This window comes from Aurantibacter sp. UH7 (assembly GCF_056839165.1).
On record NZ_CM166388.1, the window covers coordinates 3,951,541 to 3,976,532 of the forward strand.

Annotated in this window: 21 protein-coding genes and 1 tRNA gene; 11 read left to right on the forward strand and 11 right to left on the reverse strand. The window is 33.8% G+C overall.

Annotation, left to right across the window (positions count from 1 at the left end; genetic code table 11):
- Positions 1-31: 31 nt before the first annotated feature.
- The 6 genes from UH7x_RS16675 to UH7x_RS16700 are packed head-to-tail and all read right to left on the reverse strand — an operon-like array spanning position 32 to position 4,468.
- On the reverse strand, positions 32-1,081 hold the full coding sequence (locus UH7x_RS16675; protein WP_482361054.1) for a magnesium and cobalt transport protein CorA: 1,050 nt from the start codon (positions 1,079-1,081) through the stop codon (positions 32-34).
- A 32-nt stretch (positions 1,082-1,113) separates the two neighbouring features.
- Positions 1,114-1,659 carry a mechanosensitive ion channel domain-containing protein gene (locus tag UH7x_RS16680; RefSeq protein WP_482361055.1) on the reverse strand — a complete coding sequence of 182 codons (546 nt, stop codon included), beginning with the start codon at positions 1,657-1,659 and terminating at the stop codon, positions 1,114-1,116.
- Complete coding sequence (locus UH7x_RS16685) at positions 1,656-2,612, reverse strand: septum formation inhibitor Maf (RefSeq protein ID WP_482361056.1); 957 nt, start codon at positions 2,610-2,612, stop codon at positions 1,656-1,658. Before UH7x_RS16685 ends, UH7x_RS16680 begins: the two co-directional genes overlap by 4 nt.
- 34 nt (positions 2,613-2,646) lie before the next feature.
- The gene (locus UH7x_RS16690) at positions 2,647-3,234 is read right to left on the reverse strand and encodes a Maf family nucleotide pyrophosphatase (RefSeq protein ID WP_482361057.1); all 588 of its coding nucleotides are present in this window, start codon (positions 3,232-3,234) and stop codon (positions 2,647-2,649) included.
- Positions 3,235-3,237: 3 nt separating this feature from the next.
- Positions 3,238-3,765, reverse strand: coding sequence for a KdsC family phosphatase (locus UH7x_RS16695; RefSeq protein WP_482361058.1), 528 nt, complete (start codon positions 3,763-3,765; stop codon positions 3,238-3,240).
- Entirely contained in the window at positions 3,749-4,468 is a 720-nt protein-coding gene (locus UH7x_RS16700) for a Rossmann-like and DUF2520 domain-containing protein (RefSeq protein ID WP_482361059.1), read from the reverse strand. The genes UH7x_RS16695 and UH7x_RS16700 overlap by 17 nt, the downstream gene beginning before the upstream one ends.
- A gap of 107 nt (positions 4,469-4,575) precedes the next feature.
- Here UH7x_RS16700 and UH7x_RS16705 point away from each other — a divergent pair, with 107 nt between their 5' ends.
- From UH7x_RS16705 to UH7x_RS16715, 3 genes are all read left to right on the forward strand, one after another.
- A complete protein-coding gene (locus UH7x_RS16705; RefSeq protein ID WP_482361060.1) occupies positions 4,576-5,883 on the forward strand; it encodes an alpha/beta hydrolase family protein in 1,308 nt (435 codons plus the stop codon).
- A 74-nt stretch (positions 5,884-5,957) separates the two neighbouring features.
- On the forward strand, positions 5,958-6,350 hold the full coding sequence (locus tag UH7x_RS16710; RefSeq protein ID WP_482361061.1) for a group III truncated hemoglobin: 393 nt from the start codon (positions 5,958-5,960) through the stop codon (positions 6,348-6,350).
- 81 nt (positions 6,351-6,431) lie between these two features.
- A complete protein-coding gene (locus tag UH7x_RS16715) occupies positions 6,432-9,620 on the forward strand; it encodes a cytochrome c biogenesis protein (protein ID WP_482361062.1) in 3,189 nt (1,062 codons plus the stop codon).
- Between the two features lie 2 nt (positions 9,621-9,622).
- Here the strand turns inward: UH7x_RS16715 and UH7x_RS16720 are convergent, their stop codons facing one another.
- Positions 9,623-10,414, reverse strand: coding sequence for a membrane metalloprotease (locus tag UH7x_RS16720; RefSeq protein WP_482361063.1), 792 nt, complete (start codon positions 10,412-10,414; stop codon positions 9,623-9,625).
- A gap of 126 nt (positions 10,415-10,540) precedes the next feature.
- Between UH7x_RS16720 and UH7x_RS16725 the strand changes: the two genes are divergently transcribed.
- Together UH7x_RS16725 and bshB1 are read left to right on the forward strand one after the other, a co-directional pair.
- Positions 10,541-11,695: a trans-sulfuration enzyme family protein gene (locus tag UH7x_RS16725; RefSeq protein WP_482361064.1), complete on the forward strand. Its 1,155-nt coding sequence runs from the start codon at positions 10,541-10,543 to the stop codon at positions 11,693-11,695.
- A gap of 69 nt (positions 11,696-11,764) precedes the next feature.
- A complete protein-coding gene (gene bshB1 / locus UH7x_RS16730) occupies positions 11,765-12,481 on the forward strand; it encodes a bacillithiol biosynthesis deacetylase BshB1 (RefSeq protein WP_482361065.1) in 717 nt (238 codons plus the stop codon).
- A gap of 25 nt (positions 12,482-12,506) precedes the next feature.
- Here bshB1 and UH7x_RS16735 read toward each other — a convergent pair whose 3' ends face one another.
- The gene (locus tag UH7x_RS16735; RefSeq protein ID WP_482361066.1) at positions 12,507-14,528 is read right to left on the reverse strand and encodes a tetratricopeptide repeat-containing sensor histidine kinase; all 2,022 of its coding nucleotides are present in this window, start codon (positions 14,526-14,528) and stop codon (positions 12,507-12,509) included.
- A 318-nt stretch (positions 14,529-14,846) separates the two neighbouring features.
- On the opposite strand from UH7x_RS16735, the gene UH7x_RS16740 reads away from it, so the two are divergent.
- Positions 14,847-14,922, forward strand: a tRNA-His gene (locus UH7x_RS16740).
- 114 nt (positions 14,923-15,036) lie between these two features.
- Here UH7x_RS16740 and UH7x_RS16745 read toward each other — a convergent pair.
- Together UH7x_RS16745 and UH7x_RS16750 are read right to left on the reverse strand one after the other, a co-directional pair.
- Positions 15,037-16,596: a M28 family peptidase gene (locus UH7x_RS16745; RefSeq protein WP_482361067.1), complete on the reverse strand. Its 1,560-nt coding sequence runs from the start codon at positions 16,594-16,596 to the stop codon at positions 15,037-15,039.
- Positions 16,597-16,695: 99 nt separating this feature from the next.
- Positions 16,696-17,535 (reverse strand): AraC family transcriptional regulator, encoded by an 840-nt coding sequence (locus UH7x_RS16750; RefSeq protein WP_482361068.1) that lies wholly within the window; start codon positions 17,533-17,535, stop codon positions 16,696-16,698.
- 141 nt (positions 17,536-17,676) lie between these two features.
- Between UH7x_RS16750 and UH7x_RS16755 the strand changes: the two genes are divergently transcribed.
- From UH7x_RS16755 to UH7x_RS16770, 4 genes are read left to right on the forward strand one after another with little or no spacing between them, the layout of a single operon-like run.
- Positions 17,677-18,609: a dihydrodipicolinate synthase family protein gene (locus tag UH7x_RS16755; protein WP_482361069.1), complete on the forward strand. Its 933-nt coding sequence runs from the start codon at positions 17,677-17,679 to the stop codon at positions 18,607-18,609.
- An 18-nt stretch (positions 18,610-18,627) separates the two neighbouring features.
- The gene (locus tag UH7x_RS16760; RefSeq protein WP_482361070.1) at positions 18,628-20,211 is read left to right on the forward strand and encodes an aldehyde dehydrogenase (NADP(+)); all 1,584 of its coding nucleotides are present in this window, start codon (positions 18,628-18,630) and stop codon (positions 20,209-20,211) included.
- 23 nt (positions 20,212-20,234) lie between these two features.
- Positions 20,235-21,242, forward strand: coding sequence for a 4-hydroxyproline epimerase (locus UH7x_RS16765; RefSeq protein WP_482361071.1), 1,008 nt, complete (start codon positions 20,235-20,237; stop codon positions 21,240-21,242).
- 1 nt (position 21,243) lies between these two features.
- Positions 21,244-22,494: an NAD(P)/FAD-dependent oxidoreductase gene (locus UH7x_RS16770; RefSeq protein ID WP_482361072.1), complete on the forward strand. Its 1,251-nt coding sequence runs from the start codon at positions 21,244-21,246 to the stop codon at positions 22,492-22,494.
- A 53-nt stretch (positions 22,495-22,547) separates the two neighbouring features.
- Here UH7x_RS16770 and UH7x_RS16775 read toward each other — a convergent pair whose 3' ends face one another.
- On the reverse strand, positions 22,548-23,255 hold the full coding sequence (locus tag UH7x_RS16775; RefSeq protein ID WP_482361073.1) for a Bax inhibitor-1/YccA family protein: 708 nt from the start codon (positions 23,253-23,255) through the stop codon (positions 22,548-22,550).
- Positions 23,256-23,429: 174 nt separating this feature from the next.
- Here UH7x_RS16775 and UH7x_RS16780 point away from each other — a divergent pair, with 174 nt between their 5' ends.
- Positions 23,430-24,992, forward strand: coding sequence for a sulfatase family protein (locus UH7x_RS16780; protein WP_482361074.1), 1,563 nt, complete (start codon positions 23,430-23,432; stop codon positions 24,990-24,992).

The window sequence follows — 24,992 nt, forward strand, 5'->3', positions numbered from 1 at the left end:
TTAACAGGTTTGTCAATAGTTAACAATGAAATCATTTATTTCCAGACCATTTTTTTCTTCGAATAAAGTACACGGTAACTAATACTATTAGCAGCATAATACCAAGCACGATAAAATAGCCATTTTTAGATTTTAGTTCTGGCATATTTTCAAAGTTCATACCATATATACCTGCTATAAAAGTTAACGGAATAAAAATAACAGAGAAGATGGTTAGCGTTCTCATAACCTCGTTAAGGCGATGATTTTGTATGCTAAACATTAAATTTATTGAACTTTCTAAATGCTGCAATTTATGGTCAATTTCATCTGTAAGCATTTTTACCTGTTCACGAGATTCATCAAAATATTTTTTATTAAACTTTTCAAATTCAAATAATTGTAAATGGCTTAGCGCTTCGTTTAAACTTGTTGATGCTTTTTTAATAAGGTACAGTTGTCGTTTTTGATTTTCAACCAAACGAGCAAATTCTGGAGTGGGCCTTACATCATCTGGGTTATCTAACCCAATATTATCTTCATTTAATTTATCGAATGCGGAGTAATAGTTATCAATGATGGCTTCGATAAGTAGAAAGAAAAGATAATCAGCGCCTTTTTTTCTGACGACCCCCAAGTTATCTGTTATTCGAGAACGAATATGTTCAAAATGATCCCCATGTACTTCTTGTATAGACCACACATAATTGTCACCAACAATAAAAATTAATTGTTCAAACTTAACTTCTTCTTTATCCTCTGAATAATAGGGTGATTTTAGAGTTAGAAAAAAGCAGTCAGATAATTCAATTACTTTATTTCTATGGTTGTTATCTAGAATTAAATAACTTAAGAATTCATCAATTTTGTTATTCGCAACAATTCTTTTTATTTGATGTGCATACTTAAATCCGTAGATATTTAGCCAACTTATTTTATCGCTTTGCGTATTAATTAAAATACTTTCAAGATTTTCTAATTCTTTTATTTCGGAATTCTCTATGTTGTATTGAAATAAACTACAATCTTTCAGAAATCCTTCTAATTGAGATTCTTTAATATCGCCAAAGGGGTTCGCCTTACGACGATTTTTTCTTCTCATGTAAAATTATTTTTTCAAAATAAACTTTAGGCTTAAATATCGTAATCTATTTCATCATCAAGACCAGCATTTTTTTCAATAAGCGCTACACCTTTTTGTAGCAACATATTATTAGGATAGGTTAGTATTTCACCATTATCTTTTCTTAAATGCATGTGAAATGCTGCTATGTCTACGATTAGAGCCTCTTCAGAAAAATCTGAATCGTGCACTTTTATACGATCTCCAATCTTAAAAGGGTACCAAAAAAAGAGGATTATTCCAGCTGTAACATTACTTAAGATGGACCAGTTTGCAAATAAGGCAACACCAATTACCGCAAAAATAGAAGACATTACAAGACCTAATTCTTTAAAGTTTACTCCCCAAATAAAAATCAAAACAATGGCTCCTACAATGTAAAGTAAAAAAGAGACATACTTATTCACCAAATTGGTGCGAATGGTATTTTTATCGCGCAGCTTACCTATTTTTCTTATGGCTTGAGCAGAAACAAAACGAATTAAAATAATAACAGCAATACATATTAATGTAGCTAAAAATTCAGATTGCCGAGTGGCAAGAAAATCATTTGTCATAATCCAAGGCTATCTCTAAGTGGTAGAAATTTATTGCTATTTTTTTGCCAGTATGGGCTTTTCATTGATTTGATTTTAGTGGCTTTAGAAGACATCTCAATTTTGTTGATACCATCGTACCCACTTTCAAAAGTTTCTGTCCAACTTTCAATTTCATAAGGAAAATTAGTGTTGAAAATTATTTTCAATTTTCTGTTTAAGTCAGGATAAGAAATCTCATAAGAAGAGAGTTCTTCATCTGAATTTAGAGATAAAACAGCGTCATAAGCTTTTAATTCTTTATGAGAAAGACGAATATATTCTAAAGAAGGGACAACCTTTTTAGAACCAACAGGCAGTTCTTTTGGGTTTATCCTTAATTTATTCCATAATTCGTTTTCGAGAATGTTTTTTTCTAATAGCATTTGGTTATCGGCCTCTGTTTCGAAATAGGAGTGTGACATCACTTCAAATTTATCTCGATTATTTAATTGTGAATATACTTGTCCGCACCACTCTTGAGATGAGAACGAAAGTTTTATAGCATGAGTATTATCATACACAGGATAAAAACTACTACTCATAATAGAATACGGGTAAATTCCTGTTAGATAATTTTTGGTGCTATTTAATTTTAGAACAGGAATATTATCTGGATTACTACCATCGGCTTTAGTTTGCTTTTTAGCAGAAAAAGGTTCAGTAACATAAATAAGTACAGCAGTACCCTCACGCATTTCACCATAACGTGCTTGATCCAATTTATAAGATGTTATCTCAGCTTCACCTGCATACCAGTAGGCTTTAAATTCTTCTGAGAGCGGCTTTTTTGGCACAATGTCTTTAACCACTTTATCATTTATCGCCATGTCTTTTACTACAGCATCACTTTTATTTTTACACGATTCGAAAACTGTAACTATACCGGCTATAAAAACTATGGCTATTTCAAATTTTATCCACCTTTTAAACATGATTCTTCTTTTTATAAAGTTACTTAAAAATCAATTATTCAATTAATTCAGTAAACATTTTGTAAACCAAGTGAGTTGGTAGGCCAACAACATTAGCATAAGAACCTTCAATTGCCTCAATTGCTATAAGTCCAATCCATTCTTGTATGCCGTATGCACCGGCCTTGTCATATGGTTTAAAATGTTCTAAATAATAATCTATCTCACTATTTGTCAGCTTTTTAAACTTAACTTTAGTTGTACATGAGTTAGTTACTTGTTTATCTTTAAAATTAAAACAAACCGAAGTGATTACTTCATGCCATTGGTCGGACATTGATTGCAACATTACATAGGCATCTTGTTTATTCTTTGGCTTGCCCAGTGCAGAATTATTATGCCAAACGATCGTGTCTGATGTTACTACAATTTGATTTTCTGTAATGTTAGATAAAAAGGCTTTGCCTTTAAGCTCTGATAAGTAATTAGTGATTTCGTGTGAGACTAAATTCGGAGGATAAATCTCTTCAACTTCTTTCAATTTAATTTTAAAATCAACACCTAGTTGATTGAAATATTCTTGTCGTCTGGGTGAACCGGAGGCTAAAATAATTTCGTAATTACTGAGTTTTTCTCTTAGCATTAATTAGTCATTTTTTGCACTGAAATTACCTTCCCAATCACCACGTACTTTTAGCACCTGCTCGATAATATCTCTAGCGCAACCTTGTCCACCGTTTTTATGTGAAACATATGCCGAAATTTCTTTTATCTGAGGTACCGCGTTTTGAGGACAACACGGTAAAGCAATCATTTGCATGGCAGGAATATCGGGAATATCATCACCCATAAAAAGTACGTTTTTAGGGTTGATATTATGTTTGGCTAAATACGCTGTTAAATGTTCAGCTTTTAGGTGCGCATTCATATAAAATTCACGAATACCTAAACCTTGTAAACGAATTTTAACGCCATCATTATTTCCACCAGTAATAATACAAACATTATATCCTTTTCTTACTGCAGTTTTTAAAGCGTAGCCATCTTTTACATTCATAGAACGTAATAGTTTGCCTTCATTTGTAATAAAAACTGTGCCATCTGTAAGTACACCATCCACATCAAAAACAAATGTGGTAATATCATTTAAAACGGCTTTATAACTTTTGTCCATAGGTGTTTAATATTGATTGTGTTAATTGTTTATATAATTGTTTATGACCATAGTTTTCCAGCAACTTTTCATGCTCTTGTATTGTCGTCACATCATTGCGTTTTGCGGGTCCTGTTTGCGCCTCAAAAGGAGTTACAGTTTTTATCTTGTCAGCTGTCTCAAGAATCAAAGGTTTTATTAACTCAAAAGACAAATCATTCTTTTTACAGATATCTTCCGCAATATAAAACAAGTGGTTGGTAAAGTTATTAGCAAAAACCGCGGCTACATGCAGTGCTCTTCGCTGCACAGATGAGACATTCGTTACAGTGTTTGAAATATAAGTTGCTAACTTTTTTAAAATATTAAAATCTTCATCAGTTTGAGCTTCAATACAAAGTGGAACACCATCGAAATCAATTTCCTTTGCTTTGGAGAACGTCTGTAGTGGATAAAAAACTCCTTTTCGTTTGTTAGGAAGGTCATCAATAGAAACACTACCAGAGGTGTGAGCTACTAAAACGTCTATGGATAGTAATTTTTTGGCGACCTCAATAATCGCAGAATCGCTTACAGCAATAATGCAAATATCGATATTTTTAATCTTTTTGGATAACTCGCCTCGCCCATTAAATGCGCTAATTTCAACCTTTTTATTGGATTCAAAAGCTTTAGATAAATGATAAGAGACATTACCACTGCCAATTATTGCAACTTTAATCATAGCGCAAAATTAGGTATATTTTTATGCCTAACAACTTAGTATCAGTAGAACAAATTTCTTTCAATATCTTTTTCTATTTTTAAAGGAATAATTTTAAAGAAATTTTTATGGGCAAGATGAAAAGTGAGGGAATAAAATCGCGAAGAGATTTTATTAAAAAATCAGCTTTTGCTTGTGCAGCATTTCCATTTATTACCAGAGTAGGGGACATGAACCCAATTAAAAATGAACTAGTATCAAATAGCACAACAATGAACATGATAAAAAACAAAAGCATTATTGGCGGCTATGGTGATTGGGCGGCGAGTTTGGTAAAAAAAGTTCCTGAACTATCGTTTAGGAAAAACACATTCAAATCTATTGATTCATGGCGAGAAATTGCTTTACAGAAAATTGAAGAATTAGTTGCTGCACCAGAATTGACAGTTACTACAGAGGTGACTGTTGATAAAAAATACATTTACGACGGGTTAGAAGTTGAAGAACTCTCTTGGCAACTTTCAAGCGGTACACAAAGAACTGAAGCTATAGTATTAAAGCCAGTGGGTGTTAAAGGTAAGTTGCCAGCTATATTAGGATTGCATGATCATGGTGGAAATAAATATTTTGGAAAGCGAAAAATAACTAAGATTTCCGATGATGGGCACCCACTTATGACAGAGCATCAAAAACAATATTATGAAGACTATGCCTGGGCTAATGAAATAGCTAAACGTGGGTATGTGGTTATGGTTCATGATGTTTTCACATTTGGAAGTAGACGAGTTCTTTTAGATGATGTAGACGGTATATTATGGGGTGGAGCGGCTACAGAAGGACTTTCTGATAAAAATTCAGAAGAAGAAAAAAATATTGAAGTTTATAATGCATGGGCATCTAATCATGAACATGTTTTATCTAAATCCCTATTTTGCGCCGGTACAACATGGCCTGGGGTAACTTTTGCTGAGGATCAGATTGCTTTAAATATTTTGGCAGAAAGAGAAGACGTAGATGAGTATAAAATGGGCTGTGCCGGATTATCTGGTGGGGGTTTACGAACAAATTATTTAGCAGGACTGGATCATAGAATAAAATGTGCCGTTAGTGTTGGTTTTATGTCTACATGGCAAGATTTTTTACTTCATAAAGCTTTTACCCATACGTGGATGCTATATGCTCCAATATTGTCAAAGTACATAGAATTTCCAGAGCTAATTGGATTAAGAGCGCCATTGCCCACCTTGGTATTAAATAATAATCAAGACAGTTTATATACACTGCCCGAAATGCATAAAGCAGATTCAATTCTTGCAGATGTTTATAAAAAGATGGGTGCCTCTGATAAATACAAAGCTATTTTTTATGATGGACCACATAAATTTGATAAACAAATGCAATTAGATGCATTTAACTGGTTTGATAAATGGTTATAAGGGTGATATTTAAACTTGATGTTCATTACTGTGATGTAATAATTACTCTACTTTTAACGAGATAACGAAACATTATGAAAAAAGAAGACGTTACCACAAGATCAGATGTTTTTCTATTGGTCAACACTTTCTATGCTGATGTCCGTAAAGATGATTTAATTGGTCCAATTTTCAACGGGGTAATCCATGATTGGGAACATCATTTAGAACATTTAACAACCTTTTGGTGCAATCAGCTGTTTATTGAACGGGGAACGTACAAAGGTGATCCCATTTCTGTTCATAAAAAAGTAGATGACTTTGCTAAAAATGAGATAGATGAGCACCATTTTGGGCGTTGGCTTAATTTATGGATTCAGACTATAGATGAACTATTTGAAGGAGATAATGCTTTTATACTAAAAAACAGGGCTAGAAAAATGTCTACTCACATACATTTAAACATTTTTTCTTCTCGAGAAAATTAGCGAGATTTTGGCAGTAACACGCCTTAAAAATTCATAAAAACCACCTATTTTTGCCGAGGCTAATACAAAGCATGCAAATAGATGATTTCTAAGCTCAAGAATTTACTTTTCTCAACTAGATTAACAGCAGTTCTTTTTATAGTTTTTGCCACAGCAATGGCATTTGGAACCTTTATAGAAAGTAAGTATAGCACATCTACTGCTAGAATATGGATTTATAACACCTGGTGGTTTGAGGCTATAATGGGTGTGTTTATGGTAAATTTTATTGGCAACATTAAACGCTACAATCTTTTACGTTGGAAAAAGTGGCCAGTTTTATTATTGCATATTTCTTGGGTATTAATTATTGCTGGTGCGTTTGTAACAAGATATATTAGTTATGAGGGGCGTATGCCAATTAGAGAAGGTAGTTCTGAAAAAGTGTTTTATTCTGATAAAACATATTTAACTGCATATGTTAGTAGTGCTAATGGCGAAGTACAAAAGACTTTACAAGATGATTTGATTGTTACACCAGAAGGATTAAAATCTAGTCTTCCCTGGAAATCAGATTTTAATGGAAAAGATTTTACTATTTCGTATGTAGGTTTTATTAAAGGAGCTAAAAAAGGATTAATACCAGATGAAAACGGAAAGTCATTTTTAAAAATAGTAGAAGCTGGAGACGGTAACAGACATGATCATTATTTAGAAAGTGGACAAGTTGCAAGTATTCATGGTGTTCTTTTTTCATTAAACAAACACACAGATGGCGCAATAAATATCGCATCGTCGGATAGTCTTTATACCATACAATCGCCATTTGAGGGTAATTTTATGCGTATGGCAGATCAACATCAGGGTGCTGTTCTAAAAGACAGTCTGCAACAACTACAATTACGTTCGCTTTATGCTATGGCAGGTATGCAGTTTGTAATTCCAGAACCTGTAGTAAAAGGTGTTGAAGGAATAATTGAAATACCAGAAAAGGAAATAACTCCAATGGATTTAGATGCCCTTGTGGTTGAAGTAGCGGTAGGGGAGGAAAAAACGCAACAGAAATTATTAGGCACTGCTGGCACTTCAAACTTTTCAGACAAGTTTACTGTAGGTGGTTTAGATTTTAATTTGGGTTATGGTTCTAAAGTTTACGAGTTGCCCTTTCAGATTAAATTAAATGATTTTATTGCGGAGAAATATCCAGGTACAGAATCCGGATATGCTTCTTTTATGAGCAAGGTTACCGTTGAAGATGACCGTGCTTTTGATTATGATATTTTCATGAATAATATATTGGATCATAAAGGTTATCGGTTTTTTCAATCTGGTTTTGATCCTGATGAAAAGGGGACAATTTTATCTGTAAACCATGACCAATGGGGGACAGGAATAACCTATGCCGGTTATTTTCTGTTATACATAGGGTTAATGGGTATTATGTTTTTTGGTAAAACCCGATTTAAGGACCTTGGTAAATCATTAGAAAAATTACAGTCAAAGAAAGCCAAAATGACTGGAATCTTAATTTTTGCCTTTGCATTGAATGTTTCGGCACAAGAGCATACTGCTGACGATGGTCATGATCATTCCAACACATCAATTACAGCACCAACGCAGCAACAAATAGATTCGGTTCTAAAAGCGAATATTGTTCCGGCTGAACATGCAGAGAAGTTTGGAGCATTAATTATACAAGATGAAGGCGGTAGAATGAAGCCTATCAACACTTTTTCATCAGAATTACTGCGTAAGTTAAGTCATGGTGATAAGTTTAATGATATGAATGCTGACCAAGTGTTTTTATCAATGATGATGAATCCGCCACTTTGGTATAATACAGAATTTATCATTTTAGACAAGTATCCGTATGAGAATGACAGTATTCGCCATATACTTGGAGTTGCTGAACGTCAAAAATATGTAAAAGCACTAGACTTTTTTGATGATAAAGGAAATTACAAATTGGAGCCTGTACTTCGAGAAGCAACTTCAACCAATAACCCAGATGCTTTTGAAAAAGACGTAAAACAAGCACATACACGTGTTAGTCTTTTAGATCAAGCTTTGGGAGGGCAAATAATTAAGATTTTCCCTTTATTAAACGATGAAAATAATAAATGGATTTCTGCTGTGGAATTTAATACAGGGCAGTTTCAGGTTAACGATTCATTATATGGAAATTTCATTAAAAATTCGTTGCCCTATTATTTAATGACTTTGCAGCAAGCAAAGGAGTCTGGTGATTATTCGCAAGCAGATAAGTTGTTAGCTGCTTTTCATCAAAACCAAAAGAATCATGGTGGCGAAGTTCTTCCCACCGAGCAAAAGGTAAAAACGGAAATTATTTATAATAAACTGAACATATTCAAACATTTATATCGGTTTTACGGCATATTCTCATTCCTACTATTTGTGATATTGATTTTACAGATTTTTAAAGATCGTTCCATATGGCGTATGGCCGTATATGCTTTAAAAGGCACCATATTTATTTTGTTTATGTGGCATACTGCAGGCTTAATTCTAAGATGGTATATATCCGGTCACGCACCATGGAGTAATGCCTACGAGAGTATTATATACGTGGCCTGGGCAACAATGGGTATAAGTCTTTTGTTTACTCGAAAAAGCAATCTGACCATGGCGGCAGGAGCATTTGTAACTTGTCTATTACTTATGATCGCAAGTTGGAACTGGGTGGATCCTGCTATTGGAAATCTTGTGCCTGTTTTGGATAGTTATTGGTTAATGATACACGTTGCCGTAATAGTTGGGAGTTATGGGCCACTTATAGTAGCAGGAATAATAGGAATGGTTTGTCTCCTTCTAATGATACTAACCACAAAGAAGAATAAAAAACGAATGGAAATTAATATTAAAGAGCTAACGATTGTAAATGAATTATCACTTACAGTAGGGTTAATAATGTTAACCATTGGAAACTTTTTAGGAGGGCAATGGGCCAATGAGAGTTGGGGTCGTTATTGGGGATGGGATCCAAAAGAAACATGGGCACTTATTTCAATTATGATATATGCTTTTATAGTTCATATGCGCATTGTACCAGGACTTAGAGGTAAATGGATATTTAATTTTATGAGTTTAGCTGCAATTGGTACAATAATGATGACGTATTTTGGTGTCAATTATTATTTAGTTGGTTTGCATAGTTATGGGCAAAGTGGAGGTGCTGCAATAACTCCTGATTATGTGAAATATATGGTTCTTGCTGTAGTAACTTTAGGTGCAATAAGTTATTGGCGTTATCGTGTTCATTTCAATAAATAAGTTTATTTACCTCCATTAGCACGTAAATCTGCCAAACATAAGCTGTCGAAGTTAGGTATAGTTCCCCCGCTAATCATATTTACTAATCCCTCTCCAGTCTCTGCTGTCCAAAACATTAAACAATCTTCATTGGTGCAATGTCTTCCATGTTCAACATCTTGATGGTCGGCTTGCATATCCGTACCTGCATTTACCATTCCCATTATATGACCAAATTCATGGTTTAAAACAGTGCTTTCAAGTACTGTCGCACTAGGTGATAGCGGTTGTCCACTAAAACTTTTTATTGTTTCCTCGAAAATTATAAAAGAAGTATTTCTATAGGCTACACCTAGAACGGAACCATTTTCCGTATTTTCAGAATATTCTCCATCTAAGAAAAGTCCAAAAACAGTCAGTTCGCTACCATTATTATACTTCGTTCTTATTTCGTCTTCTAATGCTTTAATATCTGAAATTGTATACACTTGTTGCCCTGGAATAGAAATTGGTTTTAATTCAAATTGTATACCTTCTGGTTTGTTTAGTCTATTCGACAAAAAAGTTTCAAAATTTAAGATAGTATCATCAGTCGGTTTAAATCCATCTACATAAAAAAGTTCAACTACAAGACTTTTAAAATTTTGAGCTGCAAGTAAATCATTAGCTGAATCACCAACATTTTTCTGGTTTACGCTTTTATCAATTGATTCTATTTCCTCTCCTTCTTGGATAGTATTAGCAGTCCCATTATCATTAGAACAAGATATAATAAAGAAAAATACAAGTACAATTATTAAATTGAAATACTTCATAAGTAATTAATTCTTTTTATTAAAACGACCTATAATAATGAGTTATTATACTTTAAATTGAGAATAAGCAACGTAAAGCTCTTTTACGTAAAGTTTGTAACTTTAACTTTTTATAAGTTTTTGGATATGGATAAGAATACAAAAGGAATAAATACCATTTGCACGCACGTTGGAGAAGTTGAAGACAAACAATTTAAGGGAGCAGTATCTCCATTATACATGAGTTCTTCATATGCTTTTCAAGACGTTGATGTTAAAAGATATCCAAGGTATTTTAACACTCCCAATCAAGAGGGTTTGGCAATAAAAATTGCAGCTTTAGAACAATGCGAATCTGCATTGATTTTCGGAAGCGGTATGGCAGCAATAAGCACGGCTGTTTTGGCATTTCTTAAAGTTGGCGACCATATTGTTTTACAAGGTGATATCTATGGTGGCACTTATAATTTGGTAGTGGAACAATTTAATAAATTCGGAATAGAATATTCATTTTCAAAAGGGGTGAACCAAGCCGATTTTGAGAAAGTTATAAAACCTAATACAAAGGTTATTTATGTAGAAACACCATCGAATCCCTTACTAAAAATTACAGATTTAAAAATGATTGCCGCATTAGCGAAAAAATATAATCTTATTTCTATGATTGATAATACATTCGCTAGTCCGATAAATCAAATTCCAGCTAATTTTGGAATAGACTTAATAATTCATAGCGCTACCAAGTATATGGGAGGTCACTCCGATATGTGTGCCGGTGCAGTTGCTTGTTCTAAAGAACACATTGAAAAAATATTTCATCTTGCTAAAAACTTAGGTGGTAGCTTAAGTGATTACACGGTATGGTTATTAGAGCGTAGTATGAAAACAATGGGGATACGGGTCCGAGCTCAAAATGAGAATGCCCAACGAATGGCTGATTATCTAGACAATCATGAACAGATTAATGCAGTCTATTATCCGGGATTAAAAAATCATGTTGGTCATGAAATAGCAAAATCGCAAATGAGTGGTTTTGGAGGTATGATGTCTTTTGAACTTAATGAAGGATTGGATGCTGAGCTATTTCAAAAATCATTACAATTAATAAAGCCGTCAATGAGCTTAGCTGGGGTTGAGAGTACGTTACTTTCTCCTGCACAAACCTCTCATGCATTACTCGGCGCTGAAGAACGAAAAAATCGTGGTATTTCAGATGGATTAATTCGTTTTTCAGTAGGAATTGAAGAATCAGAAGATTTAATTACAGACATTGAACAAGCGCTAAAACAAATAAAAAAGTAGTGTGCATTGCGAGTTCTTTATACAGAGAATTAGCGTTGTTGCTTATATAATTTTCCTAAGAATAGAATAATGAAATTAGATATATTAGTTTTCGGTGCACACCCAGATGATGCTGAATTAGGTGCTGGAGCAACCATCGCTAAAGAAATAGCTAACGGTAAAAAGGTAGGTGTTGTAGATTTGACTAGAGGAGAATTAGGAACACGAGGATCTGCTGAAATTAGAGATGAAGAAGCAGAAGTGTCAGCTAAAATATTAGGATTATCTATTCGCGAAAATTTGAAATTTGCCGATGGCTTTTTTGTGAATGACAAAGAACATCAATTAGCTGTAATTAAAATGATTCGTAAATACAGACCTGATATTGTATTATGTAACGCTATTGATGATCGTCATATTGATCATGGTAAAGGCAGTAAACTGGTTAGTGATGCTTGTTTTTTAAGTGGGTTGATGAGAATTGAAACTGAAGAAGGTGGGGAGTCACAGGAAAAGTGGCGACCTAAAACGGTTTATCATTATATACAATGGAAAAATATTGAGCCCGATTTTGTTGTTGATGTAACTGGTTTTATTGATACTAAAGTAAAGGCAATTAAGGCTTATAGTTCTCAATTTTTCGATGCTGGTAGTGATGCGCCGACAACACCAATTAGTAGTCAGAATTTTTTAGATAGTGTAACATATCGCGCACGAGATTTGGGAAGGTTAATCAATGTTGAATATGCCGAGGGGTTTACAGTAGAACGTTTTGTAGCTGTTTCCAGTTTAGATGATTTGATTTAGTAAAGCAATATCGAAATATTAAAATCTAACTAGCTTTTTTAAATACCTCTTTAGATTTAGTAATAGTAAAATAAAAAGAAGAACCTTTATTAGGTATACTTTCTACCCAAATACTACCATTGTTTTTTTCAATCATTTCTTTACAAAGTGAAAGGCCGAGTCCGGTACCTTTTTCATCATTTGTACCGTAGGTAGTTACTGCAGAATTTTCTTCAAAAATTTTGCGCTTTGTTTCTTCGTCCATTCCAATTCCGGTATCCCGTACTGAAATTTCCCAATAATCATTTTTCTCAATAGCCTCAATGGTAATGATACCATCTTCACGGGTGAATTTTAATGCATTGCTTATTAGGTTGCGAATAACTATATCTATTTGATCACCGTCTGTCCAAGCTAAAGTATTTTTAGGCACCCGACTGATTAGTTGTATAGATTTGTTTAGAGCAATTTCAGATAGCAATCGTATGTTATCATTTACTAAGGCATCGATAGCTATTTTCGAAGGCTTAGTGATAAGTCCGTTCATTTGACTTTGTCCCCAAGAAAGTAGGTTATTTAATGTAAACGATATATTTTCAATATCATTTCTCAGTTTAGGAATAAAGGTCATAAATTCATCTTGATTCATCTCACCGTCTCTAAATAAATCCAATAGACCTTGAAAAGCTCCAATGGGACCTCTTAAATCGTGACCAATAATAGAAAAGAGTTTATCCTTAGTTGCATTAATTTCACTAAGTTCACTTTCTCGAATTTCAAGGTTGTTTTGTTTTATATTTAATTCGGTATTCAGATTTCTTTGAATTTTCTCACTTCTTTTAATCAAAATAGTAACTGTTAAGAAAATAAGTAAAATAAAAACAGCTATATAAACATAGTTTCTTTGCTTAGCCAAGGATTTCTCATTTGCCGATTCCCATTCCTCTTTTTGTCTTTCATAATCTACTTGAGTCTTTAACATGGTTAGACTCTTTTTATTTTCACTTCTAGAAAGGGTGTCAGAAACTGTTTGATAGATTTCATGGAATTTCAGCGCGGTAGCATAATCAGCTTCTTTTTTGCTAATTAAGTATAATGTTTCGGCACATTCTTGAACTCCTTCTTTAAAATTTAATTCGTTAGAATACTTATATGCTTTTAAGGCATGTATTTTAGAAAGTGAATCTTGACGATTTCCAAAATAGGCTTGGGCCATACCGTTTAATAAACTTATTTCACCTCTGGTGTCTTCTAGTTTATCATGCAACATTTCACTTTGTCTATACCAATGCAATGCCCATTTATACTTTTTCTGTTTCAAGTACGTCTTACCTTTTATTTCATATGCATAAGCAAGCCAATCTGTAATTTGTAATCGTTCAAAAACAGTAATACTACTGTTTATATTAAACATTGCATATTCTAGTTCACCCATTTCAGCATAAAGGGAAGCTATATTACTTGTTGTTTCGGCCGTAAAAATCTCATTCTTAATTTCTGCATTTATCTTTTTGACCTCTTTATAAAATACCAGCGCTTGTTTAAAATCTTTTTGAGCTACATATAAACTAGCAATGTTCTCGTTCATTATCGAGAGCATTTTATTACTATTTTGAGCTTTGGCTTTTTCAATCCCTATTAGAAAGATTTCTAATGCTCGAGCATAATCACCAACAAAAGTATATTCTAAGCCTAGATTGTTTTGAATTCTTAATTCTAGTTTGTTTTCAGAAGATTCAGCTGCTAAATCTCTTCCTTTTTTGAAGTTTTCTATTGCAAGTTTAGAATTCCCTTTATCTGAATAGTAGTTGCCTAAGCCAAGTAAAGCCCTACATTCACCAGCTTTATAATTAGTTTCTTGACTAATTCTCATTGCTTCTAACGATAAAGTAAACAGACTATCAGTTTTATAATAGCGCAATTCGTCTCCTAAGGTATTTAATAGGTTAACATAGACAGAATCTTTCGTAGAAAAGTTGGCAGTGTTTTTATACTCCTTAAGTCTTTGCTCTAGGCTATCAATTGAAGATTGTTGTCCATAACTACTTTCAGATAATAGTAGCACCACAAAAAATGCAAATATGCATTTAAGGTGATTTAATCTAATTAGGTTAATACTCTTGATTAGGGACATTTCAAGCTTTACTTAAGTTGTAAAATTAATCTCACAGTTGCTGGTATTATAATTTATGTTGTGAAATGGCAAAATATGTGGGTTTGAACGTTAAAAAAGGGTAGTTCATCGATGATTTTGATAATACTTCATTTTTTAAATATCCATATTGAAATTAACAGATAATATCGATAGTAAAAAAATAGTTGAAATAACAGTTTTTTTAATTTGAAAGATCAGTTAAAAAAAATTACATTTGCACTCGCAATAAATGGTGGTTGTAGCTCAGTTGGTTAGAGCATCGGTTTGTGGTACCGAGGGTCGTGGGTTCGAGCCCCATCTTCCACCCAAGAATAAGGCTTCTTAGAGATAAGAAGCTTTTTTTGTGTTATTAATTTAATCATAAAAAAAGTGCCTAAACAAAAATGTTTGGGCACTTTTTTAAGATTTGACTTTTGAATATTTATTCTGTAGCCTTATCTACAATAAGTTTATCTGCTCTATTTGCGATATCCCAAGCTGTATGAAATATTAATCTAGTTCGATTTTGAAGTAAATCGTAGTTTATTTTGTCAGGTGTATCTCCTGGTTTGTGGTAATCGTCATGGGTACCATTGAAATAGAAAATAATTGGAATATTATTCTTCGCAAAATTGTAATGATCACTTCTATAGTAGAAACGATTAGGGTCATTTTCATCATTATAAGTATAATCAAGCTCAATATTCATGTACTTGCTATTAACCTCTTCTGAAAGTTCATGTAATTCTGTGCTTAACTTATCAGAACCGATTAAATAAATATAGTTTCGTTCACCTTCTCGTTTAGGATCAATTCTACCAATCATATCTATATTTAAGTTTGCTACGGTATTAGCTAAAGGAAATATTGGGTCAAAATCGGTATAATATTGAGAACCCAGTAATCCCTTTTCTTCACCAGTTACATGTAGAAAAACAATTGAACGTTTCGGGCCGTTGCCATTTTCTGAGGCATCTTTAAATGCCTCAGCTATTTCTAAGAGTGCAACAGTTCCTGAACCATCGTCATCAGCGCCATTATTAATTTCTCCATCTGCATTAACCCCAATATGGTCTAAATGTGAAGAAATTACCACGTATTCATTAGGCTTCTCAGAACCTTTAAGAATGGCGACTACATTTTCTGAAGCCACCTTTAAATTATCCCCCGATAGGTTAAAACTAATTTTTGATGGTATTGAATGTCCTTCTGAATTAGAGTCTATATCACTAAGAATCGTTTGTGCTAATGTCTTATTTAGAACTAGATAAAAGAATTCATTGGCATTTTTGGCGATAGTCATTTGACCACCATCATTTTTCTTCATATAATCAAAATAACCTCTATAACGGGGGTAATTTAATTCGTCAAGAAATAACATTCCTTTAGCTCCTTTTTCCTCAGCTATTTTGGATCGTTTGCCTATTGCTTCAGACCTATTGCTCCATGCAGAAGGTTCAACACTACCAGACAATTTGTAGGTGCCATCGGTGTTCATTGGCTCACCATATTTGGCTAGAATAATCTTACCATCTATATCAAGGCCATTATAATCAGAATAGCCATCTTCTTCAATTCCATAGCCTACATATACTATTTCATCAAAATCACCTGTTGCTTTGGTAAAAGTCAAAAATGAATCACCGAGATTATATTCTTTACCTTCAACAGTAATAGTCCCAGTAGGAAGTTCTGTCATTTCAAGGGGTACTTCTTGAAAATAATCCCCATCCGATTTAGCAGCAGGTATACCTAAACGCTCATACTCCGCCTTTATATATTCAACTGCTTTTTTCTGACCAGGTTCACCAGTTTCTCTACCTTCAAATTCGTCAGAAGCATAAATATATAAATGCTCTTTTAATTCTGCTTCTGTTATAGTTTCAGCATAAGTGATTGATTGCTTTTCATTAGAAACTTCCTTATTTATATCAGAAGCTGCTTTTTGCGATGAGTTACAGGACATTGCCAAACAAACCGCTACAAACATTATTTGTTTCATTTTCAAGATTTTTGTTTTAAAACAAACAAAAATAACGAATCAGAATCAATTAAAATATTAAAGTAGCGCAATGAATTATATTAAGAATAAGATAGTAAATTAAGTCATATTTCTGTAATCGCTTGGAGTTACTCCTTTTAACTTTTTAAACTTTCTATTAAAGTTTGAAATGGATGAAAAACCGGACATTTCAGCTATATCTGCAATCGAATAATTCTCAGGTTTTTTTACCAACTGGCAAGAGTGTTCAATTCTTAATTCAATTAAAAATTCAAAAAATGTTTTGTTTGTATGCTGCTTAAAAAATCTACAAAAAGCATTCGGTGTAAGATGAATAAGTGTTGCCACCTCATATAGTTTTATATCAAACTGAAAATTATTCATAACATAATCAAACACCACACCTATGCGTTGCCCTTCTTCTTGTGTAATTTGCTTTGCTTTACTAAAATTTGTTAACGACGTTATATTAGAAAAAGCAAGTTGTTTAATAAGTTTAAGAAATATAATGAATTTGTCTATTCCATTTTTTTCAAGTAGCCTTTTAATATAATCTATAGATTTATCATTGTTAGAAAGTAATTTAAAACTAGACTCAGACAATTTAAAAAAACGTTGCATTTCTTTCATTTCAGGTATTTGAAGCAAGGCATTACCTAGACCTTCCTTTGTAAAAAAAATAGAAATCATATGTGATGCATCATTATTTTTGGCACTCTGAAATACATGTGGGGTATGGCTGCCAATTGTAAATATATCACCAGGGTTAAAGCTGTGAATACTGTCTGCAACCAAAAGTTTTCCATTGCCACTAACGATATAACTTATCTGAATTTGAGCATGTTGATGTAAGTAATTATAGAAAAATTTTTGCTTATCTATTTGTATTAAAATAGAGTCATTAACCGATTTTGGTATTTCAAAAGCCAGTACTTTCATTACATCCTATTATGCGTATTTTACATGATTTGGTGGTGTAAAATCTAATCAGGCGGTAATATAGTATTAATATTAGATAAAATTGAATTAATATATTACAGGTATCACAATTATTTTTGTATTAAAACAAACACAAATAGTATGGAATTTAATTGGGAAGGTGTAATGCCTGCTGTAACTACTAAGTTTACAGCTGATGATAAGCTAGATTTAGCAATGTTCACTGTTAATATTGAAGCGCAAATAGAGGCTGGTGTAAACGGAATTGTATTAGGAGGTTCTTTAGGTGAGGCAAGTACCTTAACAAAAGATGAGAAAATAGTCTTAATTAAAGAAACTGTAAAAATAGCTAAGGGTAGAATACCTATTATAATGACTATTGCAGAGCAAACGACTAGTGTTGCGATTGAGGCTGCAAATGACGCAAAAATGAATGGCGCAAACGGTTTAATGATATTACCTCCAATGCGTTACAAGTCTACGGATACTGAGACTGTCGCTTATTTTAAAGCGATTGCTAAAAGTACAGATTTACCAATTATGATTTATAATAATCCGATAGATTATAAAATTGAAGTAACGGTAGATATGTTTGAAGAGCTTATGGCATTGGAAAATATTAAGGCCGTCAAAGAATCGACACGAGATATTATAAATATAGGTAGATTGCGCAATCGATTTGGTAATGACTTAAAAATACTAACAGGCGTAGATCCACTGGCATTAGAAAGTCTTTTAATAGGTGCTGACGGATGGGTAGCAGGTTTGGTTTGTGCATTTCCTAAAGAAACAGTTGCTATTTATGAGTTAGCAAAAGCAGGTTATATTAAAGAAGCTACGAAAATCTATCGCTGGTTCTTACCTTTGTTAGAATTAGATATTAGTCCACAATTGGTTCAAAATATTAAACTAGCAGAAGTTGCAACCGGTTTAGGTACTGAAAATGTGAGAGCACCTAGATTACCATTAGAAGGAGAAGAACGTAAGCGGGTATTACAAGTTATTTCGGAAGGAATAAAAAGTAGACCACAACTACCTGATTATAAAAATTTAATTGCTGTTGGTACAGCATAATTTTAGAATAGAAAGCATATGATTACTGGAAAAAACTATATTGGAGCTACAAAATCAGCAGCGGGGGATAAAACGTATAAAACGTTTAACCCTAAATTAAACTCAGAAACCGAGTGGACATTTACAGAAGCCACATCTGAAGAAATTGATAATGCCGTTGCAGATGCAGCAAGCGCTTTTAAAATTTATAGTACAATTTCTGATACCAAGAAAGCTGAATTTTTAAGAGTAATTGCTCAAGAAATAGAAGCCTTAGGAGATTCTTTGATTAATACATATATGAAAGAATCAGGTTTACCAGAAGGTCGTGCAAAAGGAGAAAGAGGTAGAACAATGGGGCAACTCAATGCTTTTGCCAATTTATTAGAAGAAGGATCATGGGTAGATGCTACAATTGATACTGCTCAGCCCAATCGGGAACCAATGCCAAAAGTGGACTTACGAAAAATGCTTGTGCCCATTGGCCCAATAGTAGTTTTTGGATCTAGTAACTTTCCATTTGCATTTTCTACAGCTGGAGGGGATACTGCAAGTGCTCTTGCAGCGGGATGCCCAGTAATTGTAAAAAGTCACCCTATGCATGCTGCAACAGGAGAAATGGTAACATCTGCAGTATTAACGGCTGTTGAAAAAACAGGAATGCCCAATGGTGTTTTCTCAAACTTAAATAGTAGCGGAATCGAAGTTGGTCAACAATTGGTTGTACACCCAAAAATTAAAGGTGTTGGCTTTACAGGAAGTATTAAAGGAGGAACTGCTTTATATCGACTAGCAAATCAACGTGACGAACCAATTCCGGTATTTGCTGAAATGGGTAGTATAAACCCTGTAGTAGTTTTGCCATCTGCATTGGCAGAGAAGGGTGACGATTGGGCAAAGAGTTATGCTGGTTCCATCACTTTAGGTGCTGGTCAGTTTTGTACAAATCCGGGATTAATTTTGGGTATAAAAAGCACATCCTTAGATAGTTTTATTAAAACTTTAGGCGACTCTATCGAGGCAATAGATCCTATATGCATGTTACACCCGAATATATATAGGGGTTTTGAAAATGGTAAAAATGAACTTTCAGGGCAAGGTGGTGTTAACATAGTTGCTGAGTATAGTGACGACGCTGCTCCTAATTATGCTAAACAAAGAGTTCTAACTGTAAATGGTGCAAACTTTTTAAAGAATACAAAACTACATCAAGAAGTATTTGGTCCATTTTCAGTTGTAGTACGTTGCGAAAATGCAGCAGAATTGACTGAAATAATTGAAAAACTTGAAGGGCAATTAACTGGCACCATATTAGGAAGTAATGAAGAAATTTCGACTTTTGGCGCTGTTGTAACTGCACTACAAAGTAGAGTAGGGCGTATAATTTTTAATGGAGTGCCAACTGGTGTTGAAGTTTGTCCTTCAATGCATCATGGTGGACCTTTTCCAGCAACTACAGATAGTCGATTTACTTCTGTTGGAACTTCAGCCATAAAACGTTGGGTTCGACCTGTAGCTTTTCAAAATTGGCCACAAGAAGCCCTGCCATCTGCCTTGAAGAATGATAACCCATTAGGAATTAATAGATTAGTGGATAGTAAATTTACATACGATAAGATTTAATACGCCGATTAAAATTAAATATTATGGGGGTTAATACTTTTGTTTGTATTGATGCACATACTTGCGGTAATCCAGTTCGTGTTATAAGAAGTGGTGGCCCCGAGCTTTTAGGTTCAAATATGAGCGAAAAGCGTCAGCATTTTTTAAAAGATTTTGATTGGATTCGTAAGGGACTCATGTTTGAACCAAGAGGGCATGATATGATGAGTGGTAGTATTTTCTATCCACCTACAGACTCTTCGAATGATTTTGGAATTCTTTTTATTGAAACTAGTGGTTGTCTGCCTATGTGTGGACACGGAACTATAGGTGCGATTACAATAGGGATTGAAGAAGGCCTTTTAAAACCGAAAACACCTGGGAAAGTACGGATGGAAACTCCCGCTGGTCTGGTTGAAATAACCTATGGACAGACGGGAAACAAAGTTGATTGGGTAAAGCTAACAAATGTAAAATCTTACTTAGCAGCAAGAGATTTAAGTATTAAATCTTCTGTATTAGGTGAATTAAAATTTGATGTTTCATACGGGGGCAACTTTTATGCAATTATTGATCCACAAGAAAATTTTACTGGAATACAAGATTTTACAGCCAGTGAATTAGTTTCTTTTAGTCGTGAAATAAGGGAGCGCATAAATTTTAAATTTGCTAATGAATTCGTTCATCCTGAAGATTCTACTATTCGAAATGTAAGTCATGTTTTATGGACAGGCGACACCATTTCAAATGAAGCTACTGCGAGAAATGCGGTCTTCTATGGCGATAAAGCAATTGATAGATCACCTTGTGGTACCGGCACTTCAGCTAGAATGGCACAATGGTTTGCTAAAGGTAAATTAAAAGTTGGTGAATCGTTTATTCATGAAAGCTTTATTGGATCGCAGTTTATTGGTAGGGTAGAAGCAGAAACCACACTTTTAGGAAAACAAGCTATTTTGCCTAGTATTCAAGGTTGGGCAAAAATTTATGGTCACAATACATTAACAATTGATGATGAAGATCCCTATGCACATGGCTTTCAAGTAATTTAATATGGCTAAGAATATTGTAATTATTGGAGGTGGAATTATTGGATTGTGTTCTGCATACTTTCTGAATAAAGGTGGTCACGAGGTTACCGTAATAGATAAATCAGATATTACAGATGGTGCCTCTTTTGTGAATGCGGGTTATATAACTCCTAGTCATATTATTCCATTAGCATCCCCTGGAAAAATTGCCCAAGGCATTAAATGGATGTTTAATTCTACGAGTCCTTTTTATATGAAACCTAGATGGGATTTAGACTTTTTTAAATGGTCTTGGTACTTTCATAAGTCTTCAACAAAAGCAAAAGTTGAAAAAGCGATTCCTATTATTAAGGATATAAACTTATTAAGTCGAGATTTATATGAAGAGATAAAAATTTCGGGTGATTTAGGTGATTTTCAGCTAGAACGCAAAGGTCTTTTGATGTTGTATAAGACCGAGGCATCTTTCTTGCATGAAAAAGAAGTAGCAGAAAAGGCAAGTTATTTAGGACTAGAAGTAGCGGAACTGAATAAGTCCGAATTAAAAGATATTGAACCAAATGCTAAAATAGATGCAGAAGGTGCCATACATTATCAGTGTGACGGTCATATGTCACCGGAAGAGTTTATGCCTAAAATGCTTAAATACCTTCAAGAATCAGGGGTTCATATAAAAAGTAATGAAGAAGTACTTGATGTAGGTATTGAGGATGGATTAATAAAAAAGGTTATAACATCAAAAGATGATTATAATGCTGACGAAGTCGTTTTAGCGGCTGGATCATGGAGTGGAAATCTTTCGAAAAAACTAAATATTAAACTTCCAATTCAAGCAGGTAAAGGATATCGAATTAATGTAGAGCGAAACACGGGAATTTCAATGCCTGCAATTCTTATGGAGGCAAATATGGCAGTAACCCCAATGAAAGGCTTTACGCGTTTTGCAGGAACAATGGAATTTTCTGGGATTAATTCGGCGGTTAGAAAAGAACGTGTTCGTGCAATTGCAAAAGGCGCCCAAAGCTTTTATTCAGACTTGGTAATCTCAGAATCCGAAATAGCAGCGGCAAAAACGGGTATGCGACCTGTTACACCAGATGGACTGCCATATATTGGTAGATGTACAGGCTTAAAAAATTTAACCTTGGCAACGGGTCATGCCATGATGGGATGGAGTTTAGGTCCTGCAACGGGTAAACTTGTTGCTGAAATTATTGCAGATAAAAAAACTTCAATGAGTTTAATTGGTTTTGAACCTAATCGTAAATTTTAGCAAAAAAAACATCCAACGTGTTGCTGGATGTTTTTTAAAATAAATATTAATTTTTAATCTCTTGAAAGTATGCTTAAGATGTACCAAAACAGTAACATCAATGAAGCGAAAAGACCTAAAGATGCAGCCACATATTGATTGGGCTGATATTTGTGAATTAAATTCGATGTTTGATATAGAATAGACCCCGATGCTAATACAACCATACCTACGCTAAACCAAAGTCCCAGATTAAATCCAAAAATAGTTCCCGCAATTATAAGTCCTAAAGCAATAAAGAATCCAATTGTTAAAGCAGATTTTAAGAATGAAAAATCTTTCTTCGTTAAAAACACTATAGCAGATAGACCTGTAAACATTGATAATGTTAAGATTGCTGCCTGATTTAGTATATCAAAAGCACCTTCTCCACCCATCATCATCGCAATAAAAATAAGAGGTATAAAAATGAATGCCTCCGCTATTACATAAAGTATAAGTCCGATATAATGTGTATTTACGTTATCGCTTCGTAGTGCTAATCGTTCAGCATAATTTGTAATTAACATAAACCCACCTAACATAACAAGCCAGAGATATCCGGATGTCATAGACAATGCAAAATTTACGATGGGGTCAATTTGAAAGAATAGTGTTTCTACTAGAATGAAAAGTAAAACCGAACCTGCTAAGTGTGCATAAGTTTTTTTGTAAAATGCAACTCTGACCTGGTCAGAAAGTTGACTAACTACAGCAGTTTGTGGTGTTTGATGGTTTTCCATGAAATATTAATTTGAGGTTTGAATAGATTTTAACGAGGGTTATTTTAGTAAAATTGTATGTATCAGATGAATAGCAAATATTTTCGTTATCCTTGTTATAATTGAGATTAGGCACATTAAAAGCGAAGTTTAATGATTATCTTGGTCTTCGTTTTTTAACTATAAAATGTGATAATGAGAATCTTATTTTTTTTAGCTTTTATTTTTACTGCTTCACTTTTTTCACAAGAAAATTCTTCTGAAAGTTCACCTCCCAATATTCTTTTCATTCTCTCTGATGATCATACATCTCAGGCTTGGGGTATTTATGGTGGAATTTTAAAAGATTACGTTAAAAACAAGAATATAGAAAGGTTGGCAAGCGAAGGCGCAGTTTTGGAAAATGCCTTTTGCACTAATAGTATTTGTACACCAAGTAGAGGAGCGATACTTACTGGACAATACAGCCACGTAAATCAGGTTTATACCTTAAGTGAGCCTTTGCCACCTGGACATCCCCATATTGCAAAAGAATTAGGTAAAGCAGGATATCAAACCGCGGTTATTGGAAAATGGCATTTAGTAAAGCAACCTGAAGGGTTTGACTATTTTAATGTTTTGCCTGGTCAGGGTAGGTATTGGAATCCTATTTTAAAAACAAAAGAAAATTGGGAAGATGGTTATACAGCAACCTCAGGTACTGAATATAAGGGCTTCTCTACTGATGTAATTACAGATTTGACCATTGAACACTTAAATAAACGTGATACTTCGAAGCCATTTTTAATGTTTTGCAATTTTAAAGCAACACATGAACCTTTTGATTATCCAAAACGATATGCTTCGTTATATAAAAATGAAGAAATTCCAGAGCCAGCATCTTTATACGATTTTGGAAAAGAGACAACTGGTAGGACGTTTGAAGGACAAAAATTGGAGAATATAGCTGCACGTTGGAAAAAAGCAACGGAAGATCCTGAAAATTTCTGGACAGATTACCCAGGTTTGCCTTATCCTTTAGAAGGATTAGATAGTGTTCAAAAACGAAAAAAAATCTATCAAAAATTAGTAAAAGATTTTATGCGCTGTGGAGCCGCCATCGATGATAATATCGGAAAGTTATTAGATTATTTAGAGGCTGAAGGTATTGCAGATAATACAATAGTTATATACACTGCTGATCAAGGTTATTTTTTAGGTGAGCACGGTTTTTTTGATAAACGTTTGATTTATGAAGAATCGCTTCAAATGCCTTTTGTTATAAGATATCCAAAAGAGATTAAAGGCGGTCAACGTATAGATGATATTATTTTAAATATTGATTTTGCGCCTCTTATGGCCGATTATGCGGGAATAAAAAAACCTGAATTCATGCAAGGGGAAAGCTTTAGAGAAATTTTAAAAGGCAATACACCTGAAGATTGGAGAACAGAGATGTACTATAGATATTGGTTGCATCACCCAGATAGACCAGCACATTTTGGAGTACGAAATGAGCGATATAAATTGGCCTTTTTTTACGGGCAACCTTTAGGAATGCGTGGTACAGATAAAGTGGTTACACAACCGACTTGGGAATTCTATGATATAAATGAAGATCCAAAAGAATTGCATAACGGGTATGATGACCCAAGATATGCTAAAATCATAGCTGATATGAAAATAGCAATTCAGAAAGAACGTACTAAGTATGGTGATTTAGATGCAAATCATCCAGAAATGACGAATATCATTTCTGATGCTTTCGGTTCAAAATAA

Bases quoted from the DNA above. Each gene is read 5' to 3' on its own strand.
- UH7x_RS16755 (WP_482361069.1), top strand. From the start codon at position 17,677: ATGGAATTTAATTGGGAAGGTGTAATGCCTGCTGTAACTACTAAGTTT.
- UH7x_RS16675 (WP_482361054.1), bottom strand. From the start codon at position 1,081: ATGAGAAGAAAAAATCGTCGTAAGGCGAACCCCTTTGGCGATATTAAA.
- UH7x_RS16720 (WP_482361063.1), bottom strand. From the start codon at position 10,414: ATGAAGTATTTCAATTTAATAATTGTACTTGTATTTTTCTTTATTATA.
- UH7x_RS16750 (WP_482361068.1), bottom strand. From the start codon at position 17,535: ATGAAAGTACTGGCTTTTGAAATACCAAAATCGGTTAATGACTCTATT.
- UH7x_RS16685 (WP_482361056.1), bottom strand. From the start codon at position 2,612: ATGTTTAAAAGGTGGATAAAATTTGAAATAGCCATAGTTTTTATAGCC.
- UH7x_RS16700 (WP_482361059.1), bottom strand. From the start codon at position 4,468: ATGATTAAAGTTGCAATAATTGGCAGTGGTAATGTCTCTTATCATTTA.
- UH7x_RS16710 (WP_482361061.1), top strand. From the start codon at position 5,958: ATGAAAAAAGAAGACGTTACCACAAGATCAGATGTTTTTCTATTGGTC.
- bshB1 (WP_482361065.1), top strand. From the start codon at position 11,765: ATGAAATTAGATATATTAGTTTTCGGTGCACACCCAGATGATGCTGAA.
- UH7x_RS16690 (WP_482361057.1), bottom strand. From the start codon at position 3,234: ATGCTAAGAGAAAAACTCAGTAATTACGAAATTATTTTAGCCTCCGGT.
- UH7x_RS16680 (WP_482361055.1), bottom strand. From the start codon at position 1,659: ATGACAAATGATTTTCTTGCCACTCGGCAATCTGAATTTTTAGCTACA.
- UH7x_RS16775 (WP_482361073.1), bottom strand. From the start codon at position 23,255: ATGGAAAACCATCAAACACCACAAACTGCTGTAGTTAGTCAACTTTCT.
- UH7x_RS16695 (WP_482361058.1), bottom strand. From the start codon at position 3,765: ATGGACAAAAGTTATAAAGCCGTTTTAAATGATATTACCACATTTGTT.
- UH7x_RS16780 (WP_482361074.1), top strand. From the start codon at position 23,430: ATGAGAATCTTATTTTTTTTAGCTTTTATTTTTACTGCTTCACTTTTT.
- UH7x_RS16765 (WP_482361071.1), top strand. From the start codon at position 20,235: ATGGGGGTTAATACTTTTGTTTGTATTGATGCACATACTTGCGGTAAT.
- UH7x_RS16725 (WP_482361064.1), top strand. From the start codon at position 10,541: ATGGATAAGAATACAAAAGGAATAAATACCATTTGCACGCACGTTGGA.
- UH7x_RS16760 (WP_482361070.1), top strand. From the start codon at position 18,628: ATGATTACTGGAAAAAACTATATTGGAGCTACAAAATCAGCAGCGGGG.
- UH7x_RS16705 (WP_482361060.1), top strand. From the start codon at position 4,576: ATGGGCAAGATGAAAAGTGAGGGAATAAAATCGCGAAGAGATTTTATT.
- UH7x_RS16770 (WP_482361072.1), top strand. From the start codon at position 21,244: ATGGCTAAGAATATTGTAATTATTGGAGGTGGAATTATTGGATTGTGT.
- UH7x_RS16745 (WP_482361067.1), bottom strand. From the start codon at position 16,596: ATGAAACAAATAATGTTTGTAGCGGTTTGTTTGGCAATGTCCTGTAAC.
- UH7x_RS16715 (WP_482361062.1), top strand. From the start codon at position 6,432: ATGATTTCTAAGCTCAAGAATTTACTTTTCTCAACTAGATTAACAGCA.